At 51.1% G+C, this 24,348-nt stretch carries 24 protein-coding genes and 2 pseudogenes; 1 reads left to right on the forward strand and 25 read right to left on the reverse strand.

Annotated features, from left to right (window positions below; translation table 11 throughout):
- Positions 1-149: 149 nt before the first annotated feature.
- The 25 genes and pseudogenes from FGQ86_RS14580 to FGQ86_RS14720 form a co-directional block, all read right to left on the reverse strand.
- A complete protein-coding gene (locus tag FGQ86_RS14580; protein ID WP_009259633.1) occupies positions 150-338 on the reverse strand; it encodes a transposon-encoded TnpW family protein in 189 nt (62 codons plus the stop codon).
- Between the two features lie 14 nt (positions 339-352).
- The gene (locus FGQ86_RS14585) at positions 353-1,195 is read right to left on the reverse strand and encodes an ATP-binding protein (RefSeq protein WP_138304854.1); all 843 of its coding nucleotides are present in this window, start codon (positions 1,193-1,195) and stop codon (positions 353-355) included.
- Positions 1,192-1,986, reverse strand: coding sequence for a replication initiator protein A (locus FGQ86_RS14590; protein ID WP_005875989.1), 795 nt, complete (start codon positions 1,984-1,986; stop codon positions 1,192-1,194). Before FGQ86_RS14590 ends, FGQ86_RS14585 begins: the two co-directional genes overlap by 4 nt.
- A gap of 72 nt (positions 1,987-2,058) precedes the next feature.
- Positions 2,059-2,445: a cysteine-rich VLP domain-containing protein gene (locus FGQ86_RS14595; protein ID WP_087371203.1), complete on the reverse strand. Its 387-nt coding sequence runs from the start codon at positions 2,443-2,445 to the stop codon at positions 2,059-2,061.
- Positions 2,435-4,060 (reverse strand): relaxase/mobilization nuclease domain-containing protein, encoded by a 1,626-nt coding sequence (locus FGQ86_RS14600; RefSeq protein ID WP_138304856.1) that lies wholly within the window; start codon positions 4,058-4,060, stop codon positions 2,435-2,437. The genes FGQ86_RS14595 and FGQ86_RS14600 overlap by 11 nt, the downstream gene beginning before the upstream one ends.
- Positions 4,032-4,430 (reverse strand): plasmid mobilization relaxosome protein MobC, encoded by a 399-nt coding sequence (gene mobC, locus FGQ86_RS14605; RefSeq protein WP_138304858.1) that lies wholly within the window; start codon positions 4,428-4,430, stop codon positions 4,032-4,034. The genes FGQ86_RS14600 and mobC overlap by 29 nt, the downstream gene beginning before the upstream one ends.
- Before the next feature lie 725 nt (positions 4,431-5,155).
- Positions 5,156-5,368 (reverse strand): helix-turn-helix domain-containing protein, encoded by a 213-nt coding sequence (locus FGQ86_RS14620; protein ID WP_002586615.1) that lies wholly within the window; start codon positions 5,366-5,368, stop codon positions 5,156-5,158.
- The gene (locus tag FGQ86_RS14625) at positions 5,361-5,783 is read right to left on the reverse strand and encodes a sigma-70 family RNA polymerase sigma factor (RefSeq protein ID WP_002586616.1); all 423 of its coding nucleotides are present in this window, start codon (positions 5,781-5,783) and stop codon (positions 5,361-5,363) included. Before FGQ86_RS14625 ends, FGQ86_RS14620 begins: the two co-directional genes overlap by 8 nt.
- Positions 5,784-5,954: 171 nt before the next feature.
- Positions 5,955-6,722, reverse strand: coding sequence for a class I SAM-dependent methyltransferase (locus FGQ86_RS14635; RefSeq protein WP_002586626.1), 768 nt, complete (start codon positions 6,720-6,722; stop codon positions 5,955-5,957).
- A 50-nt stretch (positions 6,723-6,772) separates the two neighbouring features.
- Positions 6,773-8,692, reverse strand: coding sequence for a tetracycline resistance ribosomal protection protein Tet(W) (gene tet(W) / locus FGQ86_RS14640; RefSeq protein WP_002586627.1), 1,920 nt, complete (start codon positions 8,690-8,692; stop codon positions 6,773-6,775).
- Positions 8,693-9,345: 653 nt separating this feature from the next.
- A pseudogene (locus FGQ86_RS14650) lies at positions 9,346-9,474 on the reverse strand (Maff2 family protein); the annotation flags it as partial.
- Positions 9,475-9,689: 215 nt separating this feature from the next.
- A pseudogene (locus tag FGQ86_RS14660) lies at positions 9,690-10,505 on the reverse strand (TraG/TraD/VirD4 family protein); the annotation flags it as partial.
- 41 nt (positions 10,506-10,546) lie between these two features.
- Positions 10,547-10,705 carry a transposon-encoded TnpW family protein gene (locus FGQ86_RS14665; RefSeq protein ID WP_003500132.1) on the reverse strand — a complete coding sequence of 53 codons (159 nt, stop codon included), beginning with the start codon at positions 10,703-10,705 and terminating at the stop codon, positions 10,547-10,549.
- A 141-nt stretch (positions 10,706-10,846) separates the two neighbouring features.
- Entirely contained in the window at positions 10,847-12,718 is a 1,872-nt protein-coding gene (locus tag FGQ86_RS14670) for an AAA family ATPase (RefSeq protein WP_131970615.1), read from the reverse strand.
- Positions 12,715-14,211, reverse strand: coding sequence for a MobQ family relaxase (gene mobQ, locus FGQ86_RS14675; protein WP_131970617.1), 1,497 nt, complete (start codon positions 14,209-14,211; stop codon positions 12,715-12,717). The genes FGQ86_RS14670 and mobQ overlap by 4 nt, the downstream gene beginning before the upstream one ends.
- The gene (locus tag FGQ86_RS14680) at positions 14,168-14,536 is read right to left on the reverse strand and encodes a DUF3847 domain-containing protein (protein ID WP_009259852.1); all 369 of its coding nucleotides are present in this window, start codon (positions 14,534-14,536) and stop codon (positions 14,168-14,170) included. Before FGQ86_RS14680 ends, mobQ begins: the two co-directional genes overlap by 44 nt.
- Positions 14,537-14,653: 117 nt before the next feature.
- On the reverse strand, positions 14,654-14,821 hold the full coding sequence (locus FGQ86_RS16295) for a hypothetical protein (RefSeq protein ID WP_009259853.1): 168 nt from the start codon (positions 14,819-14,821) through the stop codon (positions 14,654-14,656).
- Between the two features lie 266 nt (positions 14,822-15,087).
- Complete coding sequence (locus FGQ86_RS14685; RefSeq protein WP_015573038.1) at positions 15,088-16,620, reverse strand: hypothetical protein; 1,533 nt, start codon at positions 16,618-16,620, stop codon at positions 15,088-15,090.
- A gap of 131 nt (positions 16,621-16,751) precedes the next feature.
- Complete coding sequence (locus FGQ86_RS14690; RefSeq protein WP_005944778.1) at positions 16,752-17,036, reverse strand: DUF6809 family protein; 285 nt, start codon at positions 17,034-17,036, stop codon at positions 16,752-16,754.
- A gap of 13 nt (positions 17,037-17,049) precedes the next feature.
- Positions 17,050-17,427, reverse strand: coding sequence for a TnpV protein (locus tag FGQ86_RS14695; RefSeq protein WP_009259855.1), 378 nt, complete (start codon positions 17,425-17,427; stop codon positions 17,050-17,052).
- 4 nt (positions 17,428-17,431) lie between these two features.
- Positions 17,432-20,416 carry a DUF4368 domain-containing protein gene (locus tag FGQ86_RS14700; RefSeq protein ID WP_138304863.1) on the reverse strand — a complete coding sequence of 995 codons (2,985 nt, stop codon included), beginning with the start codon at positions 20,414-20,416 and terminating at the stop codon, positions 17,432-17,434.
- 2 nt (positions 20,417-20,418) lie between these two features.
- Positions 20,419-20,919 carry a PcfB family protein gene (locus FGQ86_RS14705; protein ID WP_002576352.1) on the reverse strand — a complete coding sequence of 167 codons (501 nt, stop codon included), beginning with the start codon at positions 20,917-20,919 and terminating at the stop codon, positions 20,419-20,421.
- Positions 20,920-21,020: 101 nt separating this feature from the next.
- A complete protein-coding gene (locus FGQ86_RS14710; RefSeq protein WP_002576353.1) occupies positions 21,021-21,332 on the reverse strand; it encodes a DUF5720 family protein in 312 nt (103 codons plus the stop codon).
- Complete coding sequence (locus FGQ86_RS14715) at positions 21,325-21,687, reverse strand: hypothetical protein (RefSeq protein ID WP_002578791.1); 363 nt, start codon at positions 21,685-21,687, stop codon at positions 21,325-21,327. The genes FGQ86_RS14710 and FGQ86_RS14715 overlap by 8 nt, the downstream gene beginning before the upstream one ends.
- A gap of 48 nt (positions 21,688-21,735) precedes the next feature.
- Positions 21,736-22,629 (reverse strand): DUF6017 domain-containing protein, encoded by an 894-nt coding sequence (locus FGQ86_RS14720; protein ID WP_002576355.1) that lies wholly within the window; start codon positions 22,627-22,629, stop codon positions 21,736-21,738.
- Between the two features lie 289 nt (positions 22,630-22,918).
- Between FGQ86_RS14720 and FGQ86_RS14725 the strand changes: the two genes are divergently transcribed.
- Complete coding sequence (locus tag FGQ86_RS14725; protein WP_138304861.1) at positions 22,919-24,136, forward strand: IS110 family transposase; 1,218 nt, start codon at positions 22,919-22,921, stop codon at positions 24,134-24,136.
- Positions 24,137-24,348 lie beyond the last annotated feature (212 nt).

Below are 24,348 nucleotides of genomic sequence, written 5' to 3' on the forward strand. Positions count from 1 at the left end.
AGGGCGGTAATGAGGTTTTGGGTGGCTTGTCTTAACATAAAATCCTCCGTTTCCGACAGCCAGCCCCACTATTCCGTGGTTTCATTGTACCACGGAATAGGGCGGGCTGTATAGCGGCAAATGTGTAAAATCTGCTTCTTTATGATTTGTCAAATTGCCGATTTTTGTGTAGCAGCGGCTTCCGCTTCCAATACCCGCGCCATTTTGTCGGCGGCGGTGGTCGTGGTATCTTTCTTGAAATAGCCGGACACGACAAGGACGGAATTGCCCATGCGGATTTCCGTCACGCAGTCGGGGCGGCGGGTGGTGCGGGTGTCGTGCTGCTGTCTATCTGCCATAGGCAATACTCCTTTCACTCGTTCATCAGTTCTTTCAAAAGCCCCAGCTTGTCCTGTGCGGCCTTTTTGCGGAAATTGCCGCCGGTACAGCACACCGGGGGACACATTTCCAGCACCCGGTCATAAATCCGGGAATGGGCGGTGTCTTTTGGGTGCTGCAACTCTGAAAGCGTGAGGTTGGTCGTGACGATCAGCGGCTTGCGGCTGCGGTAACGGCTGTCAATCACATGGAAAACCTGTTCCAGCCCGTATTCTGTCCCGCGCTCCATACCGAAGTCGTCAAGGATTAGCAGCGGATAGCGGCAAAGACGGGAAATATATTCATTCCTGCCCTCAAAGCTGGCGGCAAGGTCATTGAGGATAAGGGCAAAATTCGTCATATAGACGGGGATTTCTTTCTCCATGAGGGCGTTTGCGATACAGCCCGCAAGGTAACTCTTGCCGGTGCCGACGCTCCCCCAGAACAGGCAGCCCACATTCCCGGCGTAAGCCCGTTCCCAGTTCTTCACATAGTTGCGCGCCCGGATTGCCTGCGGGTTCTGGCCGTTGTCGTTCTCAAAAGTCCAGTCCCGCATGGCGGGGTCGGTAAAGCCCCGGCGTTTCAAGTCCTCTACGGTGTCAAGGTGCTTTTGTCGTTTCTCGGCGGCTTCCCGTTCCTCACGGGCGGCTCTCTGGCAGTCGCACTCTGCCGGGTGGCGGTCACGGCCAAAGACAGCGGCCTTGTCCGGCGCAAAATAGGCTTCTTTCGGCTTATGGCACTTGCCGCAGTACAGTAAACCGTCCTCGCCGGTGTAGTCCTCCGGCTCCGGGGTGGTGGCGGTCAATCTGTCAATCATTTCTGAAAATGTGGTGTTCATAGGCTCTCTCCCTCCTTGAATGAGTAATCGGGGACGCCCTGTTTTGCGGCTCCCTTTCTGTCCCGGTCTGCCCACATACGGACAGCGGCGGCATAGTTGCGGTAATCTTTCCCGGTGGCGGCGATATACTGGCTCAATTCCTCAATGAACCGTTCCAGCCTGTCGGGGTAGTCCTCTTTCAGTTCTGCGTATTCTGTTTCTGACAGGAAAATATTCTGGTATCTGCCAAAAGCTGCGGGCGGCTCCCCACTCGCTCCCATTGTTTGGTTCTCTGTAAGGTTGTTTATAGTAGTTTGGTTAGGGGACGGTTTTCCGACCATCATAAGGTCGGTTTTCTGACCATCAGTAGGTCGGTTTTCCGGCTCTGTGAGGGTCGGTTTTCCGGCCATCAGTTGGTCGGAAAACTGTACCTGTGGCACACGTGGCACTTTCACATATAGCCGGTTCGGTGCGGAGAAGCCGCCCCGTTCCCGTTCCAAAAGCCCCGCCATGTCCAGTTCGTTAAGCGCCCCCTTTATGGTGGTGCTGCCTTTATCCAGTATTTCGGCTATCTCCGCGATGGGATAGATAATATAAATCCTGCCCTTGTCGTCCTGCCACTTGTTTTTCTGTGAGAGGGTTGAGCGGTCTAACAGAAGCGAATACAGCAGCTTGGCGGTCTGGGAAATCTCCATTTTCAGCAGGAAACGGGGATAAGGCAGAAAGAGAGGCAGCGGCGTGTCTGCCATGATATAATCAGCGATAGTATCACCTCCCTGTGTTCGGGTTGATTTTGGCAGTTTGTCACGCATTAGGACGGCGTTTCCGGTGGAAAAGGATAAATGTATCGCGCACCCTTTGACACCCACGAAAAAAGCCTTGATTTATGCGGGTTTGAAAGGCTCTAAAGCGTGACATTTATGCCTTTGTTTCCGCTTTCGCTCGGCGGCTTTGATTTTCTTCATGCGTCCGGCGCAGTCCGGGCAGTATTTTCCCCGGTTTGACTTGGGGACAAAGGCCGCGCCGCAGACGGCACATCGTTTCCGGCTCCCCCGATACAAGAGGGCGGCGGCCAGTTCCCCGTCAAGGGGCAGGACAGCCACACGGAACCACCGGCACATGAGAGAAAGGGAAATGCTCTGGACACACACGCAAGGCTCCCCGTCATCTAACAGCAGGCAGTTCCCCCCGTCGTAGTTACAGCACTCATGCACCAGCCGCCGCGCCCGCCGGTGCTGGCGGTAGTCCATGCGGGGCAGCTTATCGCTCATGGCTCTGCTCCTTTCTGCGGTGCGGCTCGCTCCGGCGCAAAATCTGGTCGATGTTCCGCTTGACGGTCTGCAACTCCGTGTACCGCTGCTTCTGTTCGTGGTAGGTGTTATACAGGCTGGATTTCTTGGAAACAAGCTGCTCGATCTCGTCCTGCAACGCTTTCCGGGCGGGCAGCTTGGTAATGCCATGCTCCCGGAAATACCGGGCGGCTGCGTCGGCTATGATAAAATCGCTCTCATGTGCCTGCCGGTATGCGGCGCGGGCTTTCTCGGATTTCTGCGCTTTCAGCCCGTCGCGGGCGGGCTTGGTCTTGGCGTAGGCAAGTACCTGCCGCTGCAACTCCTTTTTCCCTTGCAGCTTCGTTTCCAGTGCTTTCAGCTTGCCGCTGGTCTGGCGCATTTCCTGATAGGCGGTATCAACGGCGGCTTCCAACTGCTCCGGGGAAGTGAAGCCGTATTCCTGATACACATTCAGCGTCGCGGCCATTTGTTTGAGGTTGTGCATGGTCGCCCAGCGTTCATAGCCCCGGCCTTTGCCCTCGGCTTTCTTCTGCTCAATGTCCACAAGCCGCTGCACACCGTCCTGTTTCGGGGCGGTTTGAGGGGCTTTTGTGGGCTGTATGCCGGTTTTCCCACGCCGGGGGTATTCGAGTATGGCCGCGGCCTTTTCTGTGGCTCTGGCGGCGTTCTGCTCCAAAACGGCAAGGACAGCGGCGCGGTCAAAGTCGTCACCCAGCTTCCGGGCGGTAATGGGCTTTGTCCTGTCCGGCGTAAGGTAGGAAAGCCGCCCCCGGCTCTCCTTGACGGCCACGCCCTCCCGCAGCAGCAGAGAGGAAAAGTCCTCGAATGAGGCCGCTGTAGACAGCGCGGCGCGTATGGTCTGCCGCAGCTTCTCCTTGTTCGTTTCAAACTTGGTCTGCCGGGGCGTGATACTATCGGCAATCATGGGGGCGTTCTGCTTGTCCAGCGCGGCCTGTCCCTTTTTCTGCGCCCAATACTCCCGGTCGGTGACGCGGTTCTTGCTGCCGTTCAAGAGGTCGATTTGATAAAGCCCCTCCCGGTGGCACATCTCCATGACTTCGGATTTGAAGTAGCGCAGGGCAGCGTCGGTACATCGGTGCTTGCAGCCGACTTTCGTATCGGCCGGCCTGTCCATGTAGGGCAGGAACGGCACTTCCTCAATCCGCAGGCTGTTTATGACGATATGCACATGAATGTTGCCGCTGTGGTTATGCCCGTCCGGGTGGGTGCAGACAAGGGCCTGGTGGCCGGGAAAATGCTCTTTACAGAATTGTTCCCCCAACGCCTGCGCCCGGTCTACGGTCAGGCCGTTGTCCGGCCCGTCCCGCGGGTCAAAGCTGATGATGTAGTGGTGGCTTTTCACATCTTCCCGCCGCTGGTTTTTCTGATAGCGGAGATTGGCCCGCATACACGCAACGGCAAAATCCTCCCCGTCGCAGTTCAGCGTGGACAGCCGGTAGTCCTCGCGGGGGATAAGCCTGCCGGTTTCATCAAGGACGGGCTTCATGGTAAACTCGTCATGCTCAAAGAGAAGATATTGCTCGGCGGCTCCGTAGTCGGCGTTTTTAGAGTTGATATGCTTGAGTGTTGCCAACCGCGTCACCTACTTTCTTGAGGACTTCATACTTGAGGGCGGCAAGGTCGGCTATGGCAGCGCGCACCTCGCCGGACAGCGCATTGTAAGGTGCGCCGTACTCGTTCAGATACCGGGCAATCTGATTGAGATTGCCGCCGATCCTGCCGTACTCGGCGGCCAGCTTTCCAACAGCGGAAAGCAGTTCATCATTGACCGCTGACACATGGATAACGGGGCGTATGGTCGTGCGCCGTATCGCCTGCCGGAGAAATTCCGACTGGCTGATACCATAGGGCGCAAGCCGCGCTGTGAAGTCGGCGTATTCATCTTCGGACAGCCGGGTTTTCACAACGCGGCTGCGGTGGGGTGTGTTGTATCGCTTCGGCATAGGCTGAAAACCTCCTCTCACTATTCCTATTGCTGAATTTTTTCGGATTTTGGGCGGAGAATTTTTCCCCTCACTCCTCCTATTGGGCAACTTTTTTCTACTTTGGGCGGAGAAATCTCTCTACCCCTTTCATTGCTGAACTTTTCGGGAAATAACAAAAATTTTTTTGCGTTTGGGGTAAAAAACTCTCTACTTCTCCCATTGGGCAACTTTTTGGAAAATAACAAAAACTGTTTTCAGTTTTTTCGCCCGCAAGGGCGCAAAGCAGGGTTTGGGGAAGGCACTCCCCAACAAGTTTCCCGCGAGGGGCAAAACCGCAGAATTGCGGATTTTGGCACCGTGGTAGAAACTTGCTCTCCGTGACTGCAAACTTTCTCTCACTTCCGTCCGCCACTTTTTTGGAAAACTGCAACCACAAAAGTTTGTTTCTCTTTTTCTGCTACTACTAATCCTGTAAAGGGCATTCCTGCCCGCTTTCGCTAAAATGACACCGGACGCAGTGGTTTCTACCCGGTGTTGGAGAAATCCTTTCTCTTTGCCCTCTACTACGGGTAAATGCTCCAAATGCCAAACACCAGGGCAGAAAAATTCCCTCCTCGCTTACTACTACAACCGGCAGGGGGCAAAATGGCCGGGAGCGGAGCCGGACAACAAAAAAAGCAGTAAATCTTTTTCAAGACTTACTGCTTTCGCTGGCCGCGTCGGTGGCGGCTGGTATTCAGTTTTTATGACTTGTCCGGTGGTTCGTCAAGCCGGAACTTGAATTGACAGTCAATTAACCGCTGCTTTACATAGTCCTCCACCTCGGCGTTGACCTGCCCGTTCACTTTTGAGAAATAGCGGATATATCCGGCGTAGTGGAGCAGGACAGCGTTCACGGCTTCTGGGTCGCCCTCACGGGCTTTGAGGATTGTTTCATAGGGGAGAAGTCTACTCATACCGGCTCACCCCCATTTCTTCGCGTAGCCGCTGCAAGGCAAGCTGGATATGCCGCCCCGCTGTGCTGCGTGACCGGCCAATACACGCGCCGATCACGCGCTGCGGCTGGCGCAGAAAGTAATAGCGCAGGATTTCTTCCCGCGTCTGCTCCGGCAAAACAGAGATCGCGTCGGCAAGGGCGGCGTTGCAGAGCAGGACGGTCTGACCGCAGACGGTAAATGGGTATTCCTCGTCCGGCTCCGACGCGGCAAACTGGACAAACTTCTCGTTCATCAGATAGTCAAGGGAAACTTGCCGTTCCCATTGCCGTTTAAGCTTCAAAATCTTGTCCAAGGCGGCACAGCGGATAACAGTCTTGCAAAAGGCGTTGTACCTGCGCTGGATATATTCTTGATAGGCTATCTGGTCGGTCATGGAAATTCCCCTTTCTGAATAATAGTGCGGGGCGGTGGCACTTCTTGCTGTCGCCCCTTGATTGCCTACCAGCAAAGGCGGGCGGGGCTGTCAACGGCTGCGCATATGCGCCGTTCATCTTGACCGTTGACTGGCTCGGCTGGGTTTGCTATTTACCCGACAAACTTGAATTTATTTTAAGCTATCACGTTTTACCTTCTTAAGCCTTACTATCATTACCATAGGAATTTCTTTGTTGGTTTTAAAACATTCTTCATAAAATCCATCAATGACAAATCCAGCTCTAAAACAAAGGTTAAAAATATCTTGTATGGAACGATGATAATAAATCTGCTCTTTCGGTTGCCCTTCAATCGCTATATCATAGTAACTGTGCGGTGTCATATATTTTTCAGTCAACGTGACAAAACAAGGGTGTTGCGTTGCAAAGACAAAAATTCCGCTTTCCTGCAACAGTTCATAAACAGCCATAAGAAGTGGTTCAATATCCGTAATATCCATAATTGCCATATTAGAAACTGCTTTCGTAAAGGCTCGATTTCTTTTTAATTCTAATATACTTTTTCTATCGGTCGCATCCGCCACACAAAATTCAATTTGTTTTGCATATTGTGATTGCCGTCTTTTAGCCAATTCTATCATTTTTTTGCTGTAATCAAAAGCGACAACCGAAGCGCCTCTTTGTGCAAGATACGAAGAATAATTTCCATTGCCACACGCAATATCCAAAATGTAATCCGCAGGATTAGGAGATAGAAGTTCCGTTACTTTGGGACGCACTACCTCTCTGTGAAATTCATTAGATTCGTCACCCATTGCATTATCCCAAAATTGTGCGTTCTCCTCCCAGATTTTTTTACTTTCCTCTGTTCCCATGTTCTCTCCCACTCCCCAAATTTGCTTTTTTGCTTCCATTAAATCTTCCTTACTATATTCCATTGTTACCCTCCATAACTTCTGATTGTTGCCGTCTTGACGATTATGTATCTTTACATTACCTTCTGAAACATATGGCGCACCTTGTCCAGGCGGCTGTTTGGACGGCGGGGCTGGATGACCGGCTGACCGACAGCGGCCTGATATCCTTTCAGCTCTGTAAGGCATACGCTCCGCCCGTTGGTGTAAAAGGCCAGATCAGTACGGTATGCCTGTATACAGCGGGCGGGAATCTCGCCAGTAAAGACAACTTCATCCTTTTTTACCTGGGCCGTTTCGATGGTGGCACAGTATTTCGGTGCATCATGATAAGCCCTGGAAAGGTATTCCTGGGGCGCATAGAGGATGAAGGAGAGATAAGGTTCCAGCAGCTGCGTCCCCGATTCCTTCAATGCCTGTTCCAATACAATCGGGGCCAATGAGCGGAAGTCCGCCGGCGTGCTGACCGGACTGTAATAAAGCCCGTATTCAAAGCAAATCTTACAGTCCGTTACGTTCCAGCCGAACAAGCCCTGCTCCAGCCCGTAACGGATACCATCCCTGACAGCGTTTTGAAAACTCTGGTTCAAGTATCCCAGCGAAACCCGGCTCTCGTATTGTACACCGGAGCCAAGCGAGAGTGGTGTAACAGACAGTCCTATGGATGCCCAAAACGGGTTGGGCGGCACCTCGATATGGATGGTGTGGCTGGCTGCTTTGAGCGGCCGCTCCATATAAATGACGGAGGGTTCCTTTACCACTGTTTCAAGCTTGTATTTTTCCGACAGCAAAGCGGAAACAACCTCCAACTGCACCCGGCCCAAAAAAGAAAGAATGATCTCATGGGTGATGGAATCCACTTCGCAACGCAAAAGCGGGTCAGTATCCGCAAGTTGCGTAAGAGCGTCCAGCAGCCGTTCTCTTTGCGCTGCCGTTTTCGGCGCAATCGTCGTCCGCAGCATGGGGAGGGGGTCCTCGCGCCACCTTTTACGAGGGAGCCGGGTTTGGTCCCCTAATACATCGTTTAACCTCACGCTGTCGCTGGGAAGGATAACAATTTCACCCTGATAAGCGGTGTCTGTCCGAACAATTTCCCCTTTGGATGGAATACGCATCTCTGTGATTTTCAGCTTTTCTCTCCCGGCCAGGGCCACCGTATCCCGCAGGCGCAGCGTTCCGCTGTATAACCGTAGATAGACACGCCGCTGGCCGCAATCGGTGTACTCAACCTTGAAAACGCTGCCGCATAGGGCGGCGCCCCCCTGTTCCCCAATCGGTTGGAACAGCCCTGTCACCGCATCCATCAACGGTTGAATGCCAAGGCCATTTTTGGCGCTGCCATGATAGACTGGGAACAGGGAGGCGTCTTGAACCCGCTGCTGTTCCTCCCGCGCAAGTTTTTCCCGGCTGATTGGTTCTCCTGCGATATACTTTTCCAATAATTCATCGTTATTTTCGATGACCGCATCCCATGCTTCTATGTCGGTATTTTCCTCCAGGACTATTTCCGGGGACAGCGACACCGTCTGCTTGATGATAATATCGGCGGAGAGCTTATCCCGAACAGACTGAACCACGCTCTGCAAATCAACGCCAGCCTGGTCGATCTTGTTGATAAAGATAACGGTGGGAATGTTCATTTTCCGCAGGGCATGGAACAGAATACGGGTCTGGGCCTGCACGCCATCTTTAGCGGAGATCACCAAGATGGCCCCATCTAAAACAGCCAAAGAGCGGTACACCTCCGCCAAAAAATCCATGTGGCCGGGCGTATCCACAATGTTAACTTTACATCTGTGCCACTGGAAGGAAGTGACTGCCGCTTGAATGGTAATCCCACGCTGCCGCTCCAAAAACATGGTGTCCGTCCTCGTTGTCCCTTTTTCGACGCTCCCCGGTTCTGAAATGGCTCCGCTGGCATATAGCAGGCTCTCCGTCAAGGTCGTCTTTCCAGCGTCTACATGGGCAAGAATGCCAATATTGATTATTTTCATGTGATTGTCCTCCTTTTACAGCCCGAAAGGGCACAAAAATCCCCAGCAGTAAAATACTTTTACCACTGGGGATTATAATTTGCGGACATACACATATACAGCATACACCTATTTGTGACTGCTGTTTTTTTGGATATGTCAAAATTGATAAGGCAAAAGTATTCTTAAATTGGGTACAAAAAATCAAGCCCCCACAAAAGGAACTATCATAATCCTTTGTTCCCACTATTTGATTATAGTTTTATTTAAGAATACCTTGCCGCATATTTTTTACTCCTTTTCTGGAATGAAGCTATTATATCACATCAGTTTTAGGAAAGCAAGTACCTAAAAGAAATTTTTCTTCCCCTTATATGTAACAATCATACCGGCTTCCTAGCGTTCAGAATGTTTTCTGCTGTCTGCTGTGGTGTTTGGTTGGAATTGTCCAACCAAAAGCCGATCCGTGGTGTTGTCTGCATTTTACTAAATACAAATTCAATGTATACAGAAAGATATAAGGAGTGGGAGGGATTCCGCCGTAGTTGGCATTGTAGGAAAATCCAAAAGTTTAGATTTTCCCACAATGCTTATCTTTTGGTCTTTGGTTCGGAATAGTGTAGTGCTGGCGGTCTATCTCTTGTTTTCGGTTGCTTGCTTCCTTACCGTACATGAGCATTCGCACCGGGGTTGTCGTTGCCGTAACCTTCCAGCAGGTTGATGACACCCCAGATGCCGAGACCAGCGCCCAGAGCGATAACGAGGGTCTGAAGAACGGTGATAGCCTGATTGAAAAATGCCATAAATTATAGTTAGCCGGAATCATTTGAAAAGTTTGATTTAGTCATTCATAGGCATACAAAAGCCGGAACAATCGGCACCCGGTTTCCGGGGCCTGATTCCGGCTGTCCTCCTTTTTTCATTATTTTTTGGTGATTGTCCGCTTTGTACGCCGATGGCCCCATCCGGGGCGGTTGAGGCGGGTAGATAAGATCACTCCTTTCACAGCGGAACAGATTTACACGCCCTCTGCGTCTACTTCATACACATCGTAGACCTCGTTGGGCTTGAGCTTGAGCCGGGTGGACAGGAACGCCTCGATGTCAAAGGCGTTCTTGGGGTCCGCGTCGGCGGTGTACGGGTAATTGGGGTGCTTGGTGATGTCGTACTTGTCCGAGAGGAAAGGCCGCACACCGCGCAGCTGGAGGATACACTTGCCGCCGTCCATGACGGCCAGTTCATCCTGGCTCATAAGCTCTTTGCCGAGCTTTTGGTAGTTAAGAGAATGGGATGTCTCGCGGCCCCGGCTCTCGCCGGTGTTGTAGGTGTCGATGGTCTCCTTGCCCAGCACGGCGGCCAGCTCCTTGAGGGTTGTCGGCTCTTTGCCGCCCAGGAAGATGGAGGTATCCATGTTGCCGATGATGGTATCGGCGTTGTCCTTGTAGATAGCTTTGAGCTGGGACTGTGCTTGCAGCACCAGGCAGGCGGAAATCTCACGGCTTCGGATGGTGGCAACCAGCTTTTCCAGCCGAGGGATCTGTCCAATATTGGCGGCCTCGTCAATGAGGCACCGCACATGGACCGGCAGCCGCCCGCCGTACACATCGTCCGCTTTTTCGCAGAGCAGATTGAACAGCTGGGTGTAGCACATGGAGATCAGGAAGTTAAAGCTATCGTCCGTGTCGCTCATAATCAAGAACAAGGCGGTTTTCCGGTCTCCCAGGGTATCCAGCTCCAGCTCGTCGTAGGCCGTGACCTCCCGCAGCTCCGCGATGTCGAACACGGCAAGGCGCGCACCGCAGGAAATCAGGATGGATTTTGCGGTTTTGCCAGAGACGAAAAGTCAAGGACTTTTTCATCAAATTCACAAAGAAGTCACATTCTGCGGACTTCCTCACGCAGCAGACGCTTGATTTTGTCCTCCATCGTCTCCTTGGCGGTCTGGCTGAAATGCACACGCACGATATAGGTTGTCTTGCCGATCTGCTTTCTGACAGTCGGGCAAGTGGCGGTGTTGGTTGCGGTATTGTTCATTCAAAATCCTCCTGTAAATGAAAAATGCCCGGTGACTGTTCATCATCGGGCGGTGTCAGTATGAGGGAACAAGGCAAGGCGGCAACATTAAGGTATCTATAAACACCTTGCCGTCTTTGCCACGCTTGCCTTGTTCCTGTGTCAGTTTCGGAGATAGCAAACCCATGCTGTGCCGTCTTTCTCGGTTATGAGCCTGTCTCCGATACGGCTTTTCGCCGTTCGCATGGTGCGTGAGGAAATCCCTCGGTCATTGACCGCTTTTTCCAGCTCTGCACTTGGCATTTTCTTTCCGTTTGCCAGCAGTTCCAGTATCAGCATTTCTGCCTGTGCGGTCTTGCTTTCCGTCTTGGCTGTGTCCGTTCCGGCAAGTAGTTCATCGGCGGTAATGTCATAAGCACCTATCCATTCAAACCCTTTCTCGTCTCCCAGAGAAAAAGCAAGGGACTGTCCGGGTGGTGCAAGAGAGCTTTTCTCATGGATAAGCACCCTCGTTGTGGGATTGTCTTTCAGTTTGCCGATAAACAGCAGACTGCGGACTGCCGCCGTAATGTCGATAGAGCCTAATCCCCGGTAGGTGCTTTGCGTTCCTGCGGCTTTGTTGAGGTGTCCTATCAGAACGATAGCACACCCGGTAGCCTGTGCAATATCTCCCAGACTGCGGAAGATGGGACGGACTTCATTTGCTCTGTTCATATCCACATCTGCTCCTAAAAACGCCTGTACCGGGTCTATGATAACCAGCTTGGCATTGTTCTCCCGGATTGCTCTTGCTATGCGTTCATCGGCAAGGGTCAGCGGTATGTCCCTGTCATCAATGACAAGCACTCGTTCAAGGTCTGCGTCCGCTTCTATCAGTCTCGGCTTGACGGTATCACCCAGACCGTCCTCGGCGGTCTGATAGATGATGTTGAACGGCTCAAGGGGCTCCATACCGGGCAAAGGCTTTCGATTGGTGCAAGCCGCCGCAAGACGCATGGCAAAGTAGGTTTTGCCCTCGCCGGGGTTGCCCTGTATGATGGTCAGCTTTCCGAATGGGATATACGGAAACCATAGCCAATCCACGCTCGTCAGCTCCACATCAGCCATGCGGAGCATAGGGACAGGCTGGGCGGTTGGCAGCTCTCGCAGCGTGATTGTCTCGGCTATGAATTTGCGGTTGGGAATATCCCCTTGCTGACGGAGAACATCGTTCCAGTCTTTTCTTGCCGGGACAAGACGAATGACAGCGTTCTCGCCGGGAATAGTCTGTGCCAGTCGGGTACAGGCTTCATTTCCTGCGGTGTCGCTGTCAAGGCAGAGGAACACTTTCAAGATGTCCTTGCGTTCAGAGAGAAAACGGTCAAGAGCCTTGCCAGACACACCGCCCAGGGCAAGGTAGCTTCTCGTCTGCCAGTCCTGCGGATAAAGGCAGATAAAGGATAAAAGGTCTATGGGTGCTTCAAAGACAAAGAGCTGACTGCCGTTTCCCTCATAGCGGAACGGATAAGATTTATCAGAGCCGGCAATGTCCTGCCTGAAACTTTCCTGCGTTCCTCGCACATGAGCATATCTCGGTGTGCCGCTTCGGTCTCTGCCGACAAACACAACATTGTGCCGTTTGCTGTCCTCGTAAATATCCCCGGAAAGAAGAAAAGTCTCAACAAGCGATTTGTTGAGACCTCGGCTTTCACAAAGATATTGAATTGCTCTGTCGACTGTGCGGTTGTGTAGGGGCAAGTGGAACTCTGCGGGCGGTGCTGTGGTGGCTTCGGTCTGTCCCTCGCCGCTTTCACCTGTCAGCAGTTGGACAGCTTCGGGAAAAGACTTTCCGTAAAACTCCATGACGAAATCAATGGGATAGCCGCCTTTGCTCTGACTGTGGCGAAACCATTTGTTTCCCCGGACGGTCAAACTGTCATGCTCTTTCCAGCGGTACTCCCGCCCGCTTTTGATAAGTGTTTCTCCCTGTGTGTGGAGAAAATCTTCCAGACTGACGGCATTTGCCCGGTCAATCTGTGCCTGCGTGTAATTCATCGTGTCATATCCTCCTTTTTGTGTCGTATTTGGGGTTGATTTTGGAGCTTTTGTTCCGCTGTACGCTGATTAAATCGGACGGCAGTATCAATGTTTGACTTTACTTTCCAAAGCCGCTGTAAATCCTCTCTGACGGTCTTAAACTCGGCATAGGTGGTCTCATGCTCCTGTTCCAGCGTGTCATACTCTTTGGATAGCTTTCCCATATCCACCTTGCTGTCCGGGAACTCCTCGGTCAGCTTTCGTCTGGCGGTGTAGAACATTTTCAGCTTATCAGCGTGTTCCGTCTTGTACTTGGCTCTCGATTTCTCAAACTTGATTTTCTGCAAGCCGTCATAGACAGGCTTTAAGCTCTTGTAGGTGGCAGAGTAATCATTAAGACTGCGGATTGCTTTCATTCGGGCGTTCTGGCTGTCCATCGTTGTCTTTAAGCCGTCAACGGTGGTGCGGTGGCTCTGCAATCTGCTTTCCAAATCTTCAAGGGTGTAAATGCCGTTTGCCCGGAGATAATTGTAGGTCTCGTTCATCTCTTTCAGATTGCTGATTTTGCCTTTTTGCGAATATGCCCCGGCTTTTCGCTGGGTGTAATAATCGTTCAGCAGAGAAACAAGGTCGGGTGTCTGCGGCTTGGCAAGCTCAGCTTTTATCTCCGTTATCCAGTCGAACAGGAGAGAGATTTTCTTTCTGATGTCCTTGATAACGGCATTGGTCGCCTTGATCCAGCGGTTGAACTCGCCCTTTTCGGTGCGGATACCTTTCTTCTCCATTGCTCGGACGGTTGCTCCCTCGTGAATGGTGGGAAGTAAATCCACGCCCTGCCGTTCATAGCTGCGGTGGTCGATACGAACATCCAGACCTTTCTCCGCAAACTTGGCGTTGCACATCTCCGCCCATGCTTCACGCCAATGTTCCAGCGTTTCGGGACTGCCCCAGTCGGTAGTGGGAACGGCATTGAACACATACTTACCGTTTGCGTCTCGAATACGGTTGCCCTCCTCGTCCAGCACATATTCTCGCCGTTGTTTTATGCCCCATGTGCCGTCCTGCTCCATTGGTCGAATAGGGCAGAGAAAGTGAAAATGGGGATTGGGTGTGCCGCCGTCCTCACACTCCTTTTCGTGAAAGGACACATCAACGGTCATGCCCCGGCTGACAAACTCCCGAAACAAAAATTCCCTTGCCAGAGCGATGTTTTCTTCAAGAGAAAATTCATTCTGCAAGGAAATTTCAAAACTGTATGCAAGCTGGGCGTTCTTACCACGCTCGGCTTTTTCAACTGCGTTCCATAGGGTCTGACGGTCTGCGTATTCTTTCGGTGCATGGGGCGGCAGGAGAATGTCAGAGCAGATAACACCACGCTTTCTGGTGTAGTCGCTGTATTCGCCGTAATACTCGCTGTACAGCTTTTCGCCGGAACGATAGGCGGCAGAAGCAATCACAGACTGACCTTTACTGCGTTTCGTTTGGGTTACTGTGAAGTGGAATAGTGCCATTGGCTTTCAGCTCCTTTCCTCTGTTTGCTTGGTTGATGTGTGTAATCTCCATGTGCCGGACGGCTCTCTGTACCTCCGGCAGACCGAAGATGTGTTCCATCAGCTCGGTCATTTCGGTGCGTGTGAGATTTTTGACCTCCGGGGCAAGGCTCTCAATCGTGCCGCCCAGATTGCAAAGGCGGTGGGTACGTTTCTGCCTTTCGCCTTTCTCCAGATATTTCTTTCTGTTCTCCAAACGCTCCAGTTTGTGCTGTTCCTGTGCAAGCCGCTTTTCCACTTGCTCTTTTTCAGCTCGAAGCTGTTCAAGGCTTTTCTGTTTTGCCATTTTGGTTGACCTCCTTTTTTGAAAATGGGTATAAAAAAAGACCGCCAACTTTTCGCACATTGCGACCAGTCAACGGTCTATTTTTCGGTATTCGGTTGTTGTATTCAGTTAGATAATTTATTTGCTATCCTTACCGAAAAAACCAATCGTAGCCATAACAAAACCCACGATAATTAAAAGAAACGACACCCACAGTGTTCCTACATATATCACCTTTAATCCTGCAAGTATCATTATAGCAATACCCAATAGCATTAAACTGTTTCCAAACATAATCTTTTTCATACGCTCACGCTCCTTTGTTAAATTATCGTTTACTATTTTCAAACTTGCTGGCGGCGAACGGTTTGCCAAAACCGTTTGCGGACGGCAAGTCCACAGGGGATAGCCGCTTTAGCGGTGCAAGGGGGTGTAGCCACCTTGACGGAACGAAGTGACGCAACATTCGCAGGCAAGCAGTTTTCTTCTGCTGACAGAGAATGAAGCTCCGCAGGACGCACTACTCTCGATAGAGAGTATAGAAGTGCGCCCTTAGAGTTCTAAGGGTATTTTTAGATAATTGGGAATGTTTCTTTGTCAAACTGCGTAACATTGAACACGATACGCCACTCGACATCATCACCAACCGGTTCAAAGTGCAGAGCAGAACAAGCAGCATGAAGTTTTTCTTGTGAATTTGTTCCATATATAACTGCTGTCGGACCATCTGCACCACCAATAACACCAACAACAAAACAGGAACTACTGCCAACTGGACGGAACGAATGATCGTCTGGTGTAACTTCTATCGGTCTATCGCCTTCATCACAGTCAAAAACCGAAATGTTCTCCATCGGTTCAGGGGTAAGTGTATAACTCATGGCAATATAATGTGTCGGATAAATCCAGCGATCAGAACCAAAACTATTTTGAGGAACTGTCTGCTGTTCTATTTCCTGCACGGTCAGTGTATGGGTTATTCCGCTAACAGGATGGGAAAACATAAATGAATCTCCGGGTGCGTGAACTTTGAAATGTGAGCCTGGAACTTGTCCTGGTTGCTGCTCCATTGTAAGAAAAAGTTTATTGATTTCAGGGTGATGCTTGGTTCCCCAAGGAAATACGTCTCTGCATATGACCCAGCCATAAGTACTATCCAGCCCATAATGGTCGATTGCCCATTTTGCTTCCAACTCATTGATAACGCCATCTGGCAGACAAGGATTAAAGCTCACAGCGCAGCCATGGGTTGTCTGTAATATTTTCTCGTTTAACTTCAAGCAAGGTTTGAAGTTAAAACAAAGTGGGTTTTCCCATTCCATCTGCATCTGTTGCTCACGGGTAAAATTTTCACATGAGTCATTTTCCCAGTCCAGATTCCATTTTTTCATGAAGTCACGGATGCTTTCTGAATCAACTCGCATACAAAAATCAACGACAAGTCCTTTGCTACATGAATAAGCTGCCGGAATTACCCAATGATATCCAGCCCAATCGAATTGTTTATCCAGCTTGATCTCTTTTCCGGCACGGTCTTTACCTCGATGTCCCCAGAAATCTCCATCAAAGTAGACCTTCCATTCAGGGGCAACCAATTCTGCCTCTGAAGTCATATCATTATCGTAATAATCTTCTGTGTATTTAATCTGACTGTAATCAAAGGAAGATTGCAGGTTTTTGATATATGTCCACGGTTGTTCCATAGGCAACAAATTCATCTTCTCTGAAATTTCCGATAAAGTTTGCTGTTGTTCCTGGGTTGTAGGGTTTTCATTGAGAAAGGCTTCAAACTGTGCTTCGTTCCACATCCACGCTTGTTCCACTGCCGCCACATCACCACAAGCCAGTATAAGCCGCAGAAAGTCGGTAAAATTTTCAGCTACTGGATGAACATAATCAGGAGAAGTATTCATGGGGCTGACAGAGAAAACCATCTCTCCAAATCCACGAATGAAACAGAAGTGGATACCATCTATCCCTGCCCATCCAAAAACCGATGCCCCTTTTGGGGTACAAAAATAATTTGTATTATCCTCACGGAGTTCAACTCCCACAGGACTTAAATCGACACCCCGCTGTAAAAATTTTTTCAAAATTCTATTCATTAAGCATCCCCCCATAAAATTAGTGCTATCACGCTCTTTATTGTAGTAAATTTTATCACAAGAGTGTGAATAAATCTACTGGCGAATGCTGAAACCGCCCGAACAGTTTCTTTCTGCTCAGGCGGCTTTCTTCATCTATTTTTCTTTCTTCTGCTGCACTTGTTCATGGGCTTCCTGCTGAACATCAGCCCAGCGGAAAAGCCATACTTGAAGTGACTTTCACTTTCTTCACATTGGGCGATTGCTGTCTGCGCCCGGAGTTCCTGCACCAGCTCATAGTCCTCTTTGCTGAGCCGCTGGGACAACTGCTCCATGAGCTTTTCACAGGCTATGACTGCCTTTCGGTATTCCGGTGATGTAGGTACAACTGTCTCGCAGGGATAAAACTCCCCATTATACATGGCTTCCAAAATCATAGCTTTACCTCTCTCAACAGTAGATTAGTTCCGTCTTGATGATTTCCTCTGCCCGGCAGCGGATGGAGTTCATTGACTGCACCCATAACATCTGATTTTCCGCTTTCATGGCTTCGGTCACGCCCTCGGCTTTCATCATCTGCCGGATAATCAAGTCCAGCCTGTCTGCCGCCTGCTCGTTCAGATCGGCAACGACGGTGTGGAGCCTGCCGGACAAAATTAGCTCGTTGTAAAGCATGGGACGGTGCAATTTCAGATAGGACTGGCGCAAGCGTCCCCAATGCCCAATAGGTCGGCGTTCCTCCGGCAGCTTCAAGTCCGGCACATAGTAGTCGCCCACCAACACATAGTCCATACCGTTCTCATGGATTCTCGGTTTCAACTCTTTCATAAAATCACGCTCCCTTTCTCGGTCCCAGCTGCGGCAAACTGCTCACCGGGATAAATACCCCTCTGGCAATATCCTCGGTGCGGATTGCCTGTTTTCTGGCTTCAATCTCCGCTTTTTTCTTGGCTTTCGTGCGCTCCTCATACTCTTTCTGTTTACCATTGGCTTTCCGCTTCAAGTAGTTCTGGTGGAGCCTGTCCTTGCGTTCCTCACGCTTGCGGATTTCCTCTAATTCCTCCGGGGTAAGCTCCACTTCGCCAAACGCAGGGGGAACGAAACGACCCACGAAATTGAAGTAAATCTCGACCTCCTGTGTGGTCTGAATACTGCCCTTGCGGTCACGCTCATGCACAAGGATTTTCTCAATAAACTCATTGAGCATGGCAATCGTCAGCTTGTCGAAGTTCTCATACTTGTCAATCAGAGCGATAAAACGGTCAGCGTCCTTTTCGTGCTTCTCGTAGCTCTTGATAGCCTTTTCCAGATCGGAGATTTCAACGGTAAGCTCGGACTGTTCCTTTTCGTATTGAGCGTCCAGAGTGGCGTATCTGCTGTCGGACAGCTTTCCTAAAATGTTGTCCTCATAGATTTTGCAGAGCAGGACTTCCAGCTCGGAAACTCTCTGCTTTGCGGTGGCAAGGCGTGTCCGCTGTTTCTTGACCTCTGCCGTCTGCTGGCTGGACTGCGCTTCCTGCACCACACGGACAAACTCGGCTCGGTCATGCTTCGCATACTCGGCAATGGCTTTCAGCATTTCAGAGACAAGGGACAGTACCACATCTTCATTGATACGGTGCTGTGTCGTGCAGAGCTTTCCAACTGGGACTTTGCTGTATTGGGAACAGGTATATTGAGAAATACGCTTGCCGTTGTTGGTACGGTGGACATACATCTTGCCGCCGCAATCGGCACAATAAAGCAAGCCTGTGAGGGGAGCTGCTTCGCCCCAGCCGTCCGGGTAGCGTCTGACATTCCCACGGATTTTCTGCACAAGGTCAAAGGTCTGCTGGTCAATGATAGCTTCATGGGTATTCTCGAAAATCGTCCATTCGTCCTCCGGGACATAATGGCTTTTCTTGTCCTTGAAGTGCTTTCGAGTCTTGAAGTTGATGGTGTGTCCCAGATATTCACGCTTTTCAAGAATGTTGCAGATGGTGGAAGAACCCCAGCCGTACACATCTTTGAAAGTCTTATTCTTGTTCACGCCCTCGCCGTGCCGGGCAAGGTAAGCGGACGGAATGAGGACTTTTTCTTCTTTCAGCTTGCTGGCGATCTGATACGGACCGTAGCCCTCAATCGTCATGGCAAAGATGCGCTTGACCACATCAGCGGCTTCGGGGTCAACCAACCATTGGTCTCTGGCTTCGTTCCAGAGATAGCCGTAAATGACCGTGCCTGTGAGGTGCTTGCCGGACTTGCCTTTGGACTGGAAAGTGGAACGGATTTTACGGCTGGTATCTCTGGCGTAATACTCGTTCATGATGTTGCGGAAAGGGGTAAAATCATCGTCCCCTCTGGCACTGTCCACGCCGTCATTGATGGCGATAAGGCGAACGCCACGCTGACGCAGGATTTCCATAATCTGACCGACTTTCAGATAGTCACGACCCATGCGGCTCATGTCCTTGATACACAGGTACTCCACATTCCCGGCTTCCACCTCTTTCATCATTGCCAGAAATCCGGGACGGTCAAAGCAAGTACCACTAATGCCATCGTCCGTGAAATGGACAATGTTCGTAAACCCCTGCCGTGCGGCGAACTCCTCCAACATAGCCTTTTGATTGGAAATGGAATTGCTCTCACGCTGCTGGTCATCATCTTTGCCAAAGTCATCACGACTCAGTCGTTCGTACAGAGCTGTGATTTTCTCGTTTTTTCTCATCGCTTGCGCTCCTTTCTTCGATTTTAGGTTATGTGTTCTAAGAGACTTCTCAACCGCTTGATTAAGAAGTCTTTTAGAGCATACAACACCCGCAGCCAGCTTGTACTTTTTGTACTGACGGACGGCGAAGTGGTTGGGCTTCTCTGCCTCCAGCGCGTCAAACATCAGGTCCACGGGGTTCTTGAACTCCTCGTCATCCTCCCGGACCTCCATCGCGTTGATGAACTCGATGAGGGTGGAGAAATTCTGTTCCTCCACCGGGGCCTCGTAGTGGATATACCCAATGAGGGCGCAGTACAAAAGCGTCTCGGCCTTAACCCAAAAATCGTCCCCGGCCTTGCCCTCGCCCTTGGTGTTGGCGATCAGCGTCGTGACCAGTTTCAAGATGTCCTTTTCGGAGTGGATGTAGGCAAAGGGATTATAGTGCATGGACTTCTTGAAGTTGATGGTATTGAGGACTTTGATCCGATAAGGCTCATAGATGTCCTTGCCGTGCTTATCCTTCATGGGCTTGCCGTCCTTGCCCAGCTTGGGTGTGCCGCGCTGAAGCATTTTGCCGCACTCCACCAGGATGGTGCCTTTTGGGTCTGTCACCACATAGGAGCTGTGCATCTGCATCAGGTTCGGTTTCAGCCAGAAGCGGGTCTTGCCGGAACCGGAGCCACCGATCACCAGCACATTTTTGTTTCTGGCGGTCTTGGGGTCCTTGGGGCGGCTGTTCATGGTCAGGCTCTCGGTTTTAGTCAGAATCACATTGTTCTGGAACACCGGGTCGATGTAGGGTGCGATGTCCTCATGGGTGCCCCAGCGGGCGCTGCCATACTCCATACCGTGCCGGTACTTCTTGGCGTTCTTGCTTTTGAGATACACGGCCAATCGCAGGCCAGCGCCGCAGCACAGCCCCACCAGCAGGTCCAAAGGGTGCAGGCTGGGCCACCAGCTGGCCAGCGCCACCGGCAGCGTGGAGAAGAACGAAAGCATTTTTGCCGAAGCGTCCGCACCCACGGCCATCCGCCATCCTTCACCGAAGTTGGTTGCGAACAGCCCCATCAGGATATAGGGCATATTCAGCAAAAGGAGCTTTTTGATGTCAAGTTGCTTTTTCATCTTCATCGTTCCAGCTCCTTCCGCTTGTTCCGGTCCACAACGGCGTGTTTCACCAGCTCTTTGAACTGGCTCAGCTTTGCCAGCACGGACGGACGCTCTGTTTTCTGCGCCTTTCTGACCTTCTTGCCGGTGTACTCGGTAAAGGCAGCGGTCAGGGCATCCGCATCGCGGCCTTTGAAAAAGATCAGGTACTTGGGCGGGGAGCTGCTGCGGTCCTTCTTCACCGCATAGTCAACGCCGTATTTCCGGGCGATCTTTTCAAACTCCTTGATGGAGGGGTCGGTGATCTCGATGTTGGAAACGCCCTGATTCTGGCCGATCAGCTGCTTCACCGTCTGTTTGCCGTGGGGAATCACGGGGGTATCCCGGCTTTTCTGCTTTTGCAGCTTCTTTTCCTTGCGGTGGGCAAGGTACTTGGTGATGGCGGCCTTAAACAGCCGCCCGGTAAACTTTGTTCCGCTGACTACCAGCGTCAAAGTCCTGTTTTCCACTTCCTCCTGCATAGGTCATCGCCTCCTTTCCACGGATTTTGCAGGGGTGGCGCTTGATACTAAGGCGGGACCACCAGCCGCCGCAGCAGGTATTTCATCATGGCAGGCTCCTTTCAACGCAGCTGATCGGAGCGGTCATAGTACAGATGTCCCTGGCGCACCTTGGCATGGCTGAGAATCTTGATGTGGCCCTTTTCCTGGTTCTCCAGGCTTTTCTGGTATCCGGCCTCCGTCAGAAACAGGCGGGTCCGTTCGCCTTTCCAGCCCACCGGCGAATCGTGGGTCAGCACATCGAAGATAATCATGTGCCGGGTGTCCTCGGCAAACCGCTCCAAATCCATGTACTCATGGCCGTGGTAGTTCTGCGCCCCGGCCTTGAGCCGCATTTCCTCCATCAGCTGGCCCACGGTCTTACGCTCAGGCATGGCGCGCACCTCCTTTCCCGCGTCCCTGGCCTTTCACAGTCAGGATACCGTCCAGGGTGGTAGCGGTGATCCGCAGGCGCTCAGCGGTGGCGATGTCATTCTTCACGGTCTCGTCGATGCCGTGGCCGCAGACCACCAGCACATGGGACCGGCGCAGATAGTCTCGCACCATATCCAGCCCGTCCTTGTGTTCCTGGGGAATCTCGTCCTTGAGGAAGGTGGACAAGAACAGAACCGGGCAGATGGGCGAATACCCGGCGTCGTACACCTGGCGGCAGTAGGTGGCAGCGTTCTCGGCGTTCTCATACTGGTTGTTGCTCCAGGGAGCCGTAATGTAGGCAAGAGGTCGTTTCATGGCAAAATCCTTTCTCCCGGTATTGCCGGGCAACAGAAAAGCGGCTGTTTACCAGCCGCCTGTGTTCATATCGTGATTGACTTGTACGGTGTAGTGATTGCTGATCGTGGTGGGCGCGTTGAACAGCACTGCAAGCAAATACTGTTTCATATTGCGGACCTCCGTGGTGTTTTTCTGCATACCGTCCATGACAAATCGGATATGCTCGCTATCCAGCTTCAAGAACCGGGAGCGCACGACTTCATGGGGAAAGTCGCTGCCAGCGATCCGAGTGGTTTTACGTTTGGCACAAACGGTCTCCACCATCAGCTCCACAATCTCGTCCAGGTCCTCACGGTAGGTCGAAAACTCTCTGCACAGATAGTCATACTCGATGTTCTCCAGAATCAATTCCCGATAATTTTCTATCTCTGAGACAGACATCGCATCCCTTCCTTTCCGTTCCGGCAGCTGTGCTGCCGCTGTTTCCCGGAAGGGAATGGAATCGGTACTTGCTCCATGAGTATTTTGTTTTTGAGTATTTGGTTTCTCTATATTTAATTCTGCGGGCTTTTCCGTATCCGGTTTATCCAGATACGGGTTTTCCGTATCTGGTGAAGCCGTATCTGGTACAGCCGTATCCGGCCTTGGCGTTTCTGGCTGCCTGGGCTGGGGTTTCTCATAAATCACATACTCGGTGTCGCTGATCCGGCCTTGTTGGTCCCGCAGCTGGTTCCGCACGATGTAACCGGCGGTTTCCAACTCCCGCAGCGCACTGCCGATGGCATCAACGCCCTCCTTGCAGATTTTCGCAAGTCCACGGGTAGTATAGTTCCAGTCATCAGGCAGGGATAACATCATGGAAAGAAGCCCCTTTGCCTTGAGGGATAGTTCGTGGTTCCGCAGGTGATGATTGCTCATCACGGTATAATCTTTGGTCCGTTCAATGCGAAAAACGGCCATTGACTTCACTCCTTTCTACTACAATATATTTATGGTTAATACCCCTTACCGCCAGTAAGGAATTACCCATCTTGTTGCTTAAGCTGTTAGAATGAGTAGGGCAATAGGTCTGGCCTCTCCTTTCCAGGACTTAACGTCCGTAAAATAGTCAGCCAACCAGCCCTCATTCGCAGCGTTCGTTTTACGCAGGTTGAACTTTCTCGTTCGTGTGATATCCCCAGTAGATTGAATAGGCAATGAGTAAATCTGGTATTGACCATTGCTAATTCACTTCAAAGGAGTTTTTTTCATGAACGCTGTTGGTATCGATGTTTCCAAAGGTAAAAGCACTGTCACCATACGCAGGCCCGGTGATGTGGTTCTTATGCCGCCCTGTGACATTCCACACACCCAGTCTGCCATCAACGCTCTCATCAAGCAGATCAAAAGCCTTGACGGCGAAACGAAAGTCTGCATGGAACATACCGGCAGATACTATGAACCGGTTGCCAACTGGCTCTCTGACGCCGGCATCTTTGTCAGCGCTGTCAATCCCATCCTGATCAGGGATTTCGGTGACGACTCTCTCCGTACGCCCAAGACGGATAAGGCCGATTCCAAAAAAATCGCCCGTTATGCTCTTGACCGCTGGGCAAAACTGAAGCAATATGGAAGCATGGATAAAACACGCAGCCAACTCAAAACAATGAACCGGCAGTTCGGTTTCTATATGGACCAGAAAACTGCCATGAAAAACAATCTTATTGCCCTTCTGGATCAATCCTATCCCGGTGCCAATGACTTCTTTAACAGTCCTGCCCGCAGTGACGGCACTCAGAAATGGGTGGACTTTGTCTATACCTACTGGCATGTGGACTGTGTACGCAGCAAGTCTCTGCAGGCCTTTACGGAGCATTACCAGAAGTGGTGCAAACGCAACGGTTATAACTTCAGTGCCGCAAAGGCGCAAAAAATCTATCTGGGCTCTTCTGACCTGATCGCTGTATTTCCGAAAGATGACAGCACAAAAACGCTGATACGGCAGGCTGTTACGATGCTGAATACTGCTTCACAGACCGTGGAGGCTCTCCGCCTTAAAATGGATCAGACTGCCGCCACACTCCCGGAATACCCGGTCGTTATGGCAATGAACGGTGTCGGTCCATCACTTGGCCCCCAGCTTATGGCTGAGATCGGAGACGTTACCCGTTTCACTCACAGAGAAGCGCTTACTGCTTTCGCCGGTGTTGATCCTGGTAAGAACGATTCCGGCAAACGTAACCAGAAAAGTGTACGCACCTCAAAGAAGGGCTCTCCAAGCCTGCGAAAAACACTGTTTCAGATCATGGACGGATTGATCAAACGTTTTCCGGTAGATGATCCGGTCTATGCCTTCATGGACAAGAAACGATCAGAAGGCAAGCCGTATTATGTCTATATGACTGCCGGAGCCAATAAGTTTCTCCGTGTTTATTACGGACGGGTTCGGGAATACCTTGCTTTTCTGGAGGGAACCAGGGAAAGCTGATTTCGATACCATACTTTGCTTCAGACCAGCGCATTGCGGTGGTCTTATTGTGATACTCTTTTTTCAACCTGTATAAAATTTTCAAAGTTCATTAATTTCTGCTTGACTTTTTATTTGCAGGCTAATTTTAGGGCATAAAAAAGTGTCTTCGACACTTCAACTCCCCTACCCCTCAATCTTGAGGGGATTAGGGGTTACTTTTTGCGTCTTTT

The organism is Clostridium sp. BSD2780061688st1 H5 (genome assembly GCF_005845155.1).
GTDB lineage: Bacteria > Bacillota > Clostridia > Lachnospirales > Lachnospiraceae > Claveliimonas > Claveliimonas intestinigallinarum.

Coding starts and splice junctions, on each gene's coding strand:
- mobC (WP_138304858.1), bottom strand. CDS start 4,430: ATGCCGAAGCGATACAACACACCCCACCGCAGCCGCGTTGTGAAAACC.
- FGQ86_RS14580 (WP_009259633.1), bottom strand. CDS start 338: ATGGCAGATAGACAGCAGCACGACACCCGCACCACCCGCCGCCCCGAC.
- FGQ86_RS14585 (WP_138304854.1), bottom strand. CDS start 1,195: ATGAACACCACATTTTCAGAAATGATTGACAGATTGACCGCCACCACC.
- FGQ86_RS14720 (WP_002576355.1), bottom strand. CDS start 22,629: ATGGCCGTTTTTCGCATTGAACGGACCAAAGATTATACCGTGATGAGC.
- mobQ (WP_131970617.1), bottom strand. CDS start 14,211: ATGGCACTATTCCACTTCACAGTAACCCAAACGAAACGCAGTAAAGGT.
- FGQ86_RS14695 (WP_009259855.1), bottom strand. CDS start 17,427: ATGAAAGAGTTGAAACCGAGAATCCATGAGAACGGTATGGACTATGTG.
- FGQ86_RS14590 (WP_005875989.1), bottom strand. CDS start 1,986: ATGCGTGACAAACTGCCAAAATCAACCCGAACACAGGGAGGTGATACT.
- FGQ86_RS14700 (WP_138304863.1), bottom strand. CDS start 20,416: ATGAAAAAGCAACTTGACATCAAAAAGCTCCTTTTGCTGAATATGCCC.
- FGQ86_RS14670 (WP_131970615.1), bottom strand. CDS start 12,718: ATGAATTACACGCAGGCACAGATTGACCGGGCAAATGCCGTCAGTCTG.
- FGQ86_RS14710 (WP_002576353.1), bottom strand. CDS start 21,332: ATGCCTGAGCGTAAGACCGTGGGCCAGCTGATGGAGGAAATGCGGCTC.
- FGQ86_RS14625 (WP_002586616.1), bottom strand. CDS start 5,783: ATGACCGACCAGATAGCCTATCAAGAATATATCCAGCGCAGGTACAAC.
- FGQ86_RS14680 (WP_009259852.1), bottom strand. CDS start 14,536: ATGGCAAAACAGAAAAGCCTTGAACAGCTTCGAGCTGAAAAAGAGCAA.
- FGQ86_RS14620 (WP_002586615.1), bottom strand. CDS start 5,368: ATGAGTAGACTTCTCCCCTATGAAACAATCCTCAAAGCCCGTGAGGGC.
- FGQ86_RS14725 (WP_138304861.1), top strand. CDS start 22,919: ATGAACGCTGTTGGTATCGATGTTTCCAAAGGTAAAAGCACTGTCACC.
- FGQ86_RS14665 (WP_003500132.1), bottom strand. CDS start 10,705: ATGAACAATACCGCAACCAACACCGCCACTTGCCCGACTGTCAGAAAG.
- FGQ86_RS14685 (WP_015573038.1), bottom strand. CDS start 16,620: ATGAATAGAATTTTGAAAAAATTTTTACAGCGGGGTGTCGATTTAAGT.
- FGQ86_RS14715 (WP_002578791.1), bottom strand. CDS start 21,687: ATGAAACGACCTCTTGCCTACATTACGGCTCCCTGGAGCAACAACCAG.
- FGQ86_RS14705 (WP_002576352.1), bottom strand. CDS start 20,919: ATGCAGGAGGAAGTGGAAAACAGGACTTTGACGCTGGTAGTCAGCGGA.
- FGQ86_RS14635 (WP_002586626.1), bottom strand. CDS start 6,722: ATGGAATATAGTAAGGAAGATTTAATGGAAGCAAAAAAGCAAATTTGG.
- FGQ86_RS14595 (WP_087371203.1), bottom strand. CDS start 2,445: ATGAGCGATAAGCTGCCCCGCATGGACTACCGCCAGCACCGGCGGGCG.
- FGQ86_RS16295 (WP_009259853.1), bottom strand. CDS start 14,821: ATGAAAAAGATTATGTTTGGAAACAGTTTAATGCTATTGGGTATTGCT.
- FGQ86_RS14690 (WP_005944778.1), bottom strand. CDS start 17,036: ATGATTTTGGAAGCCATGTATAATGGGGAGTTTTATCCCTGCGAGACA.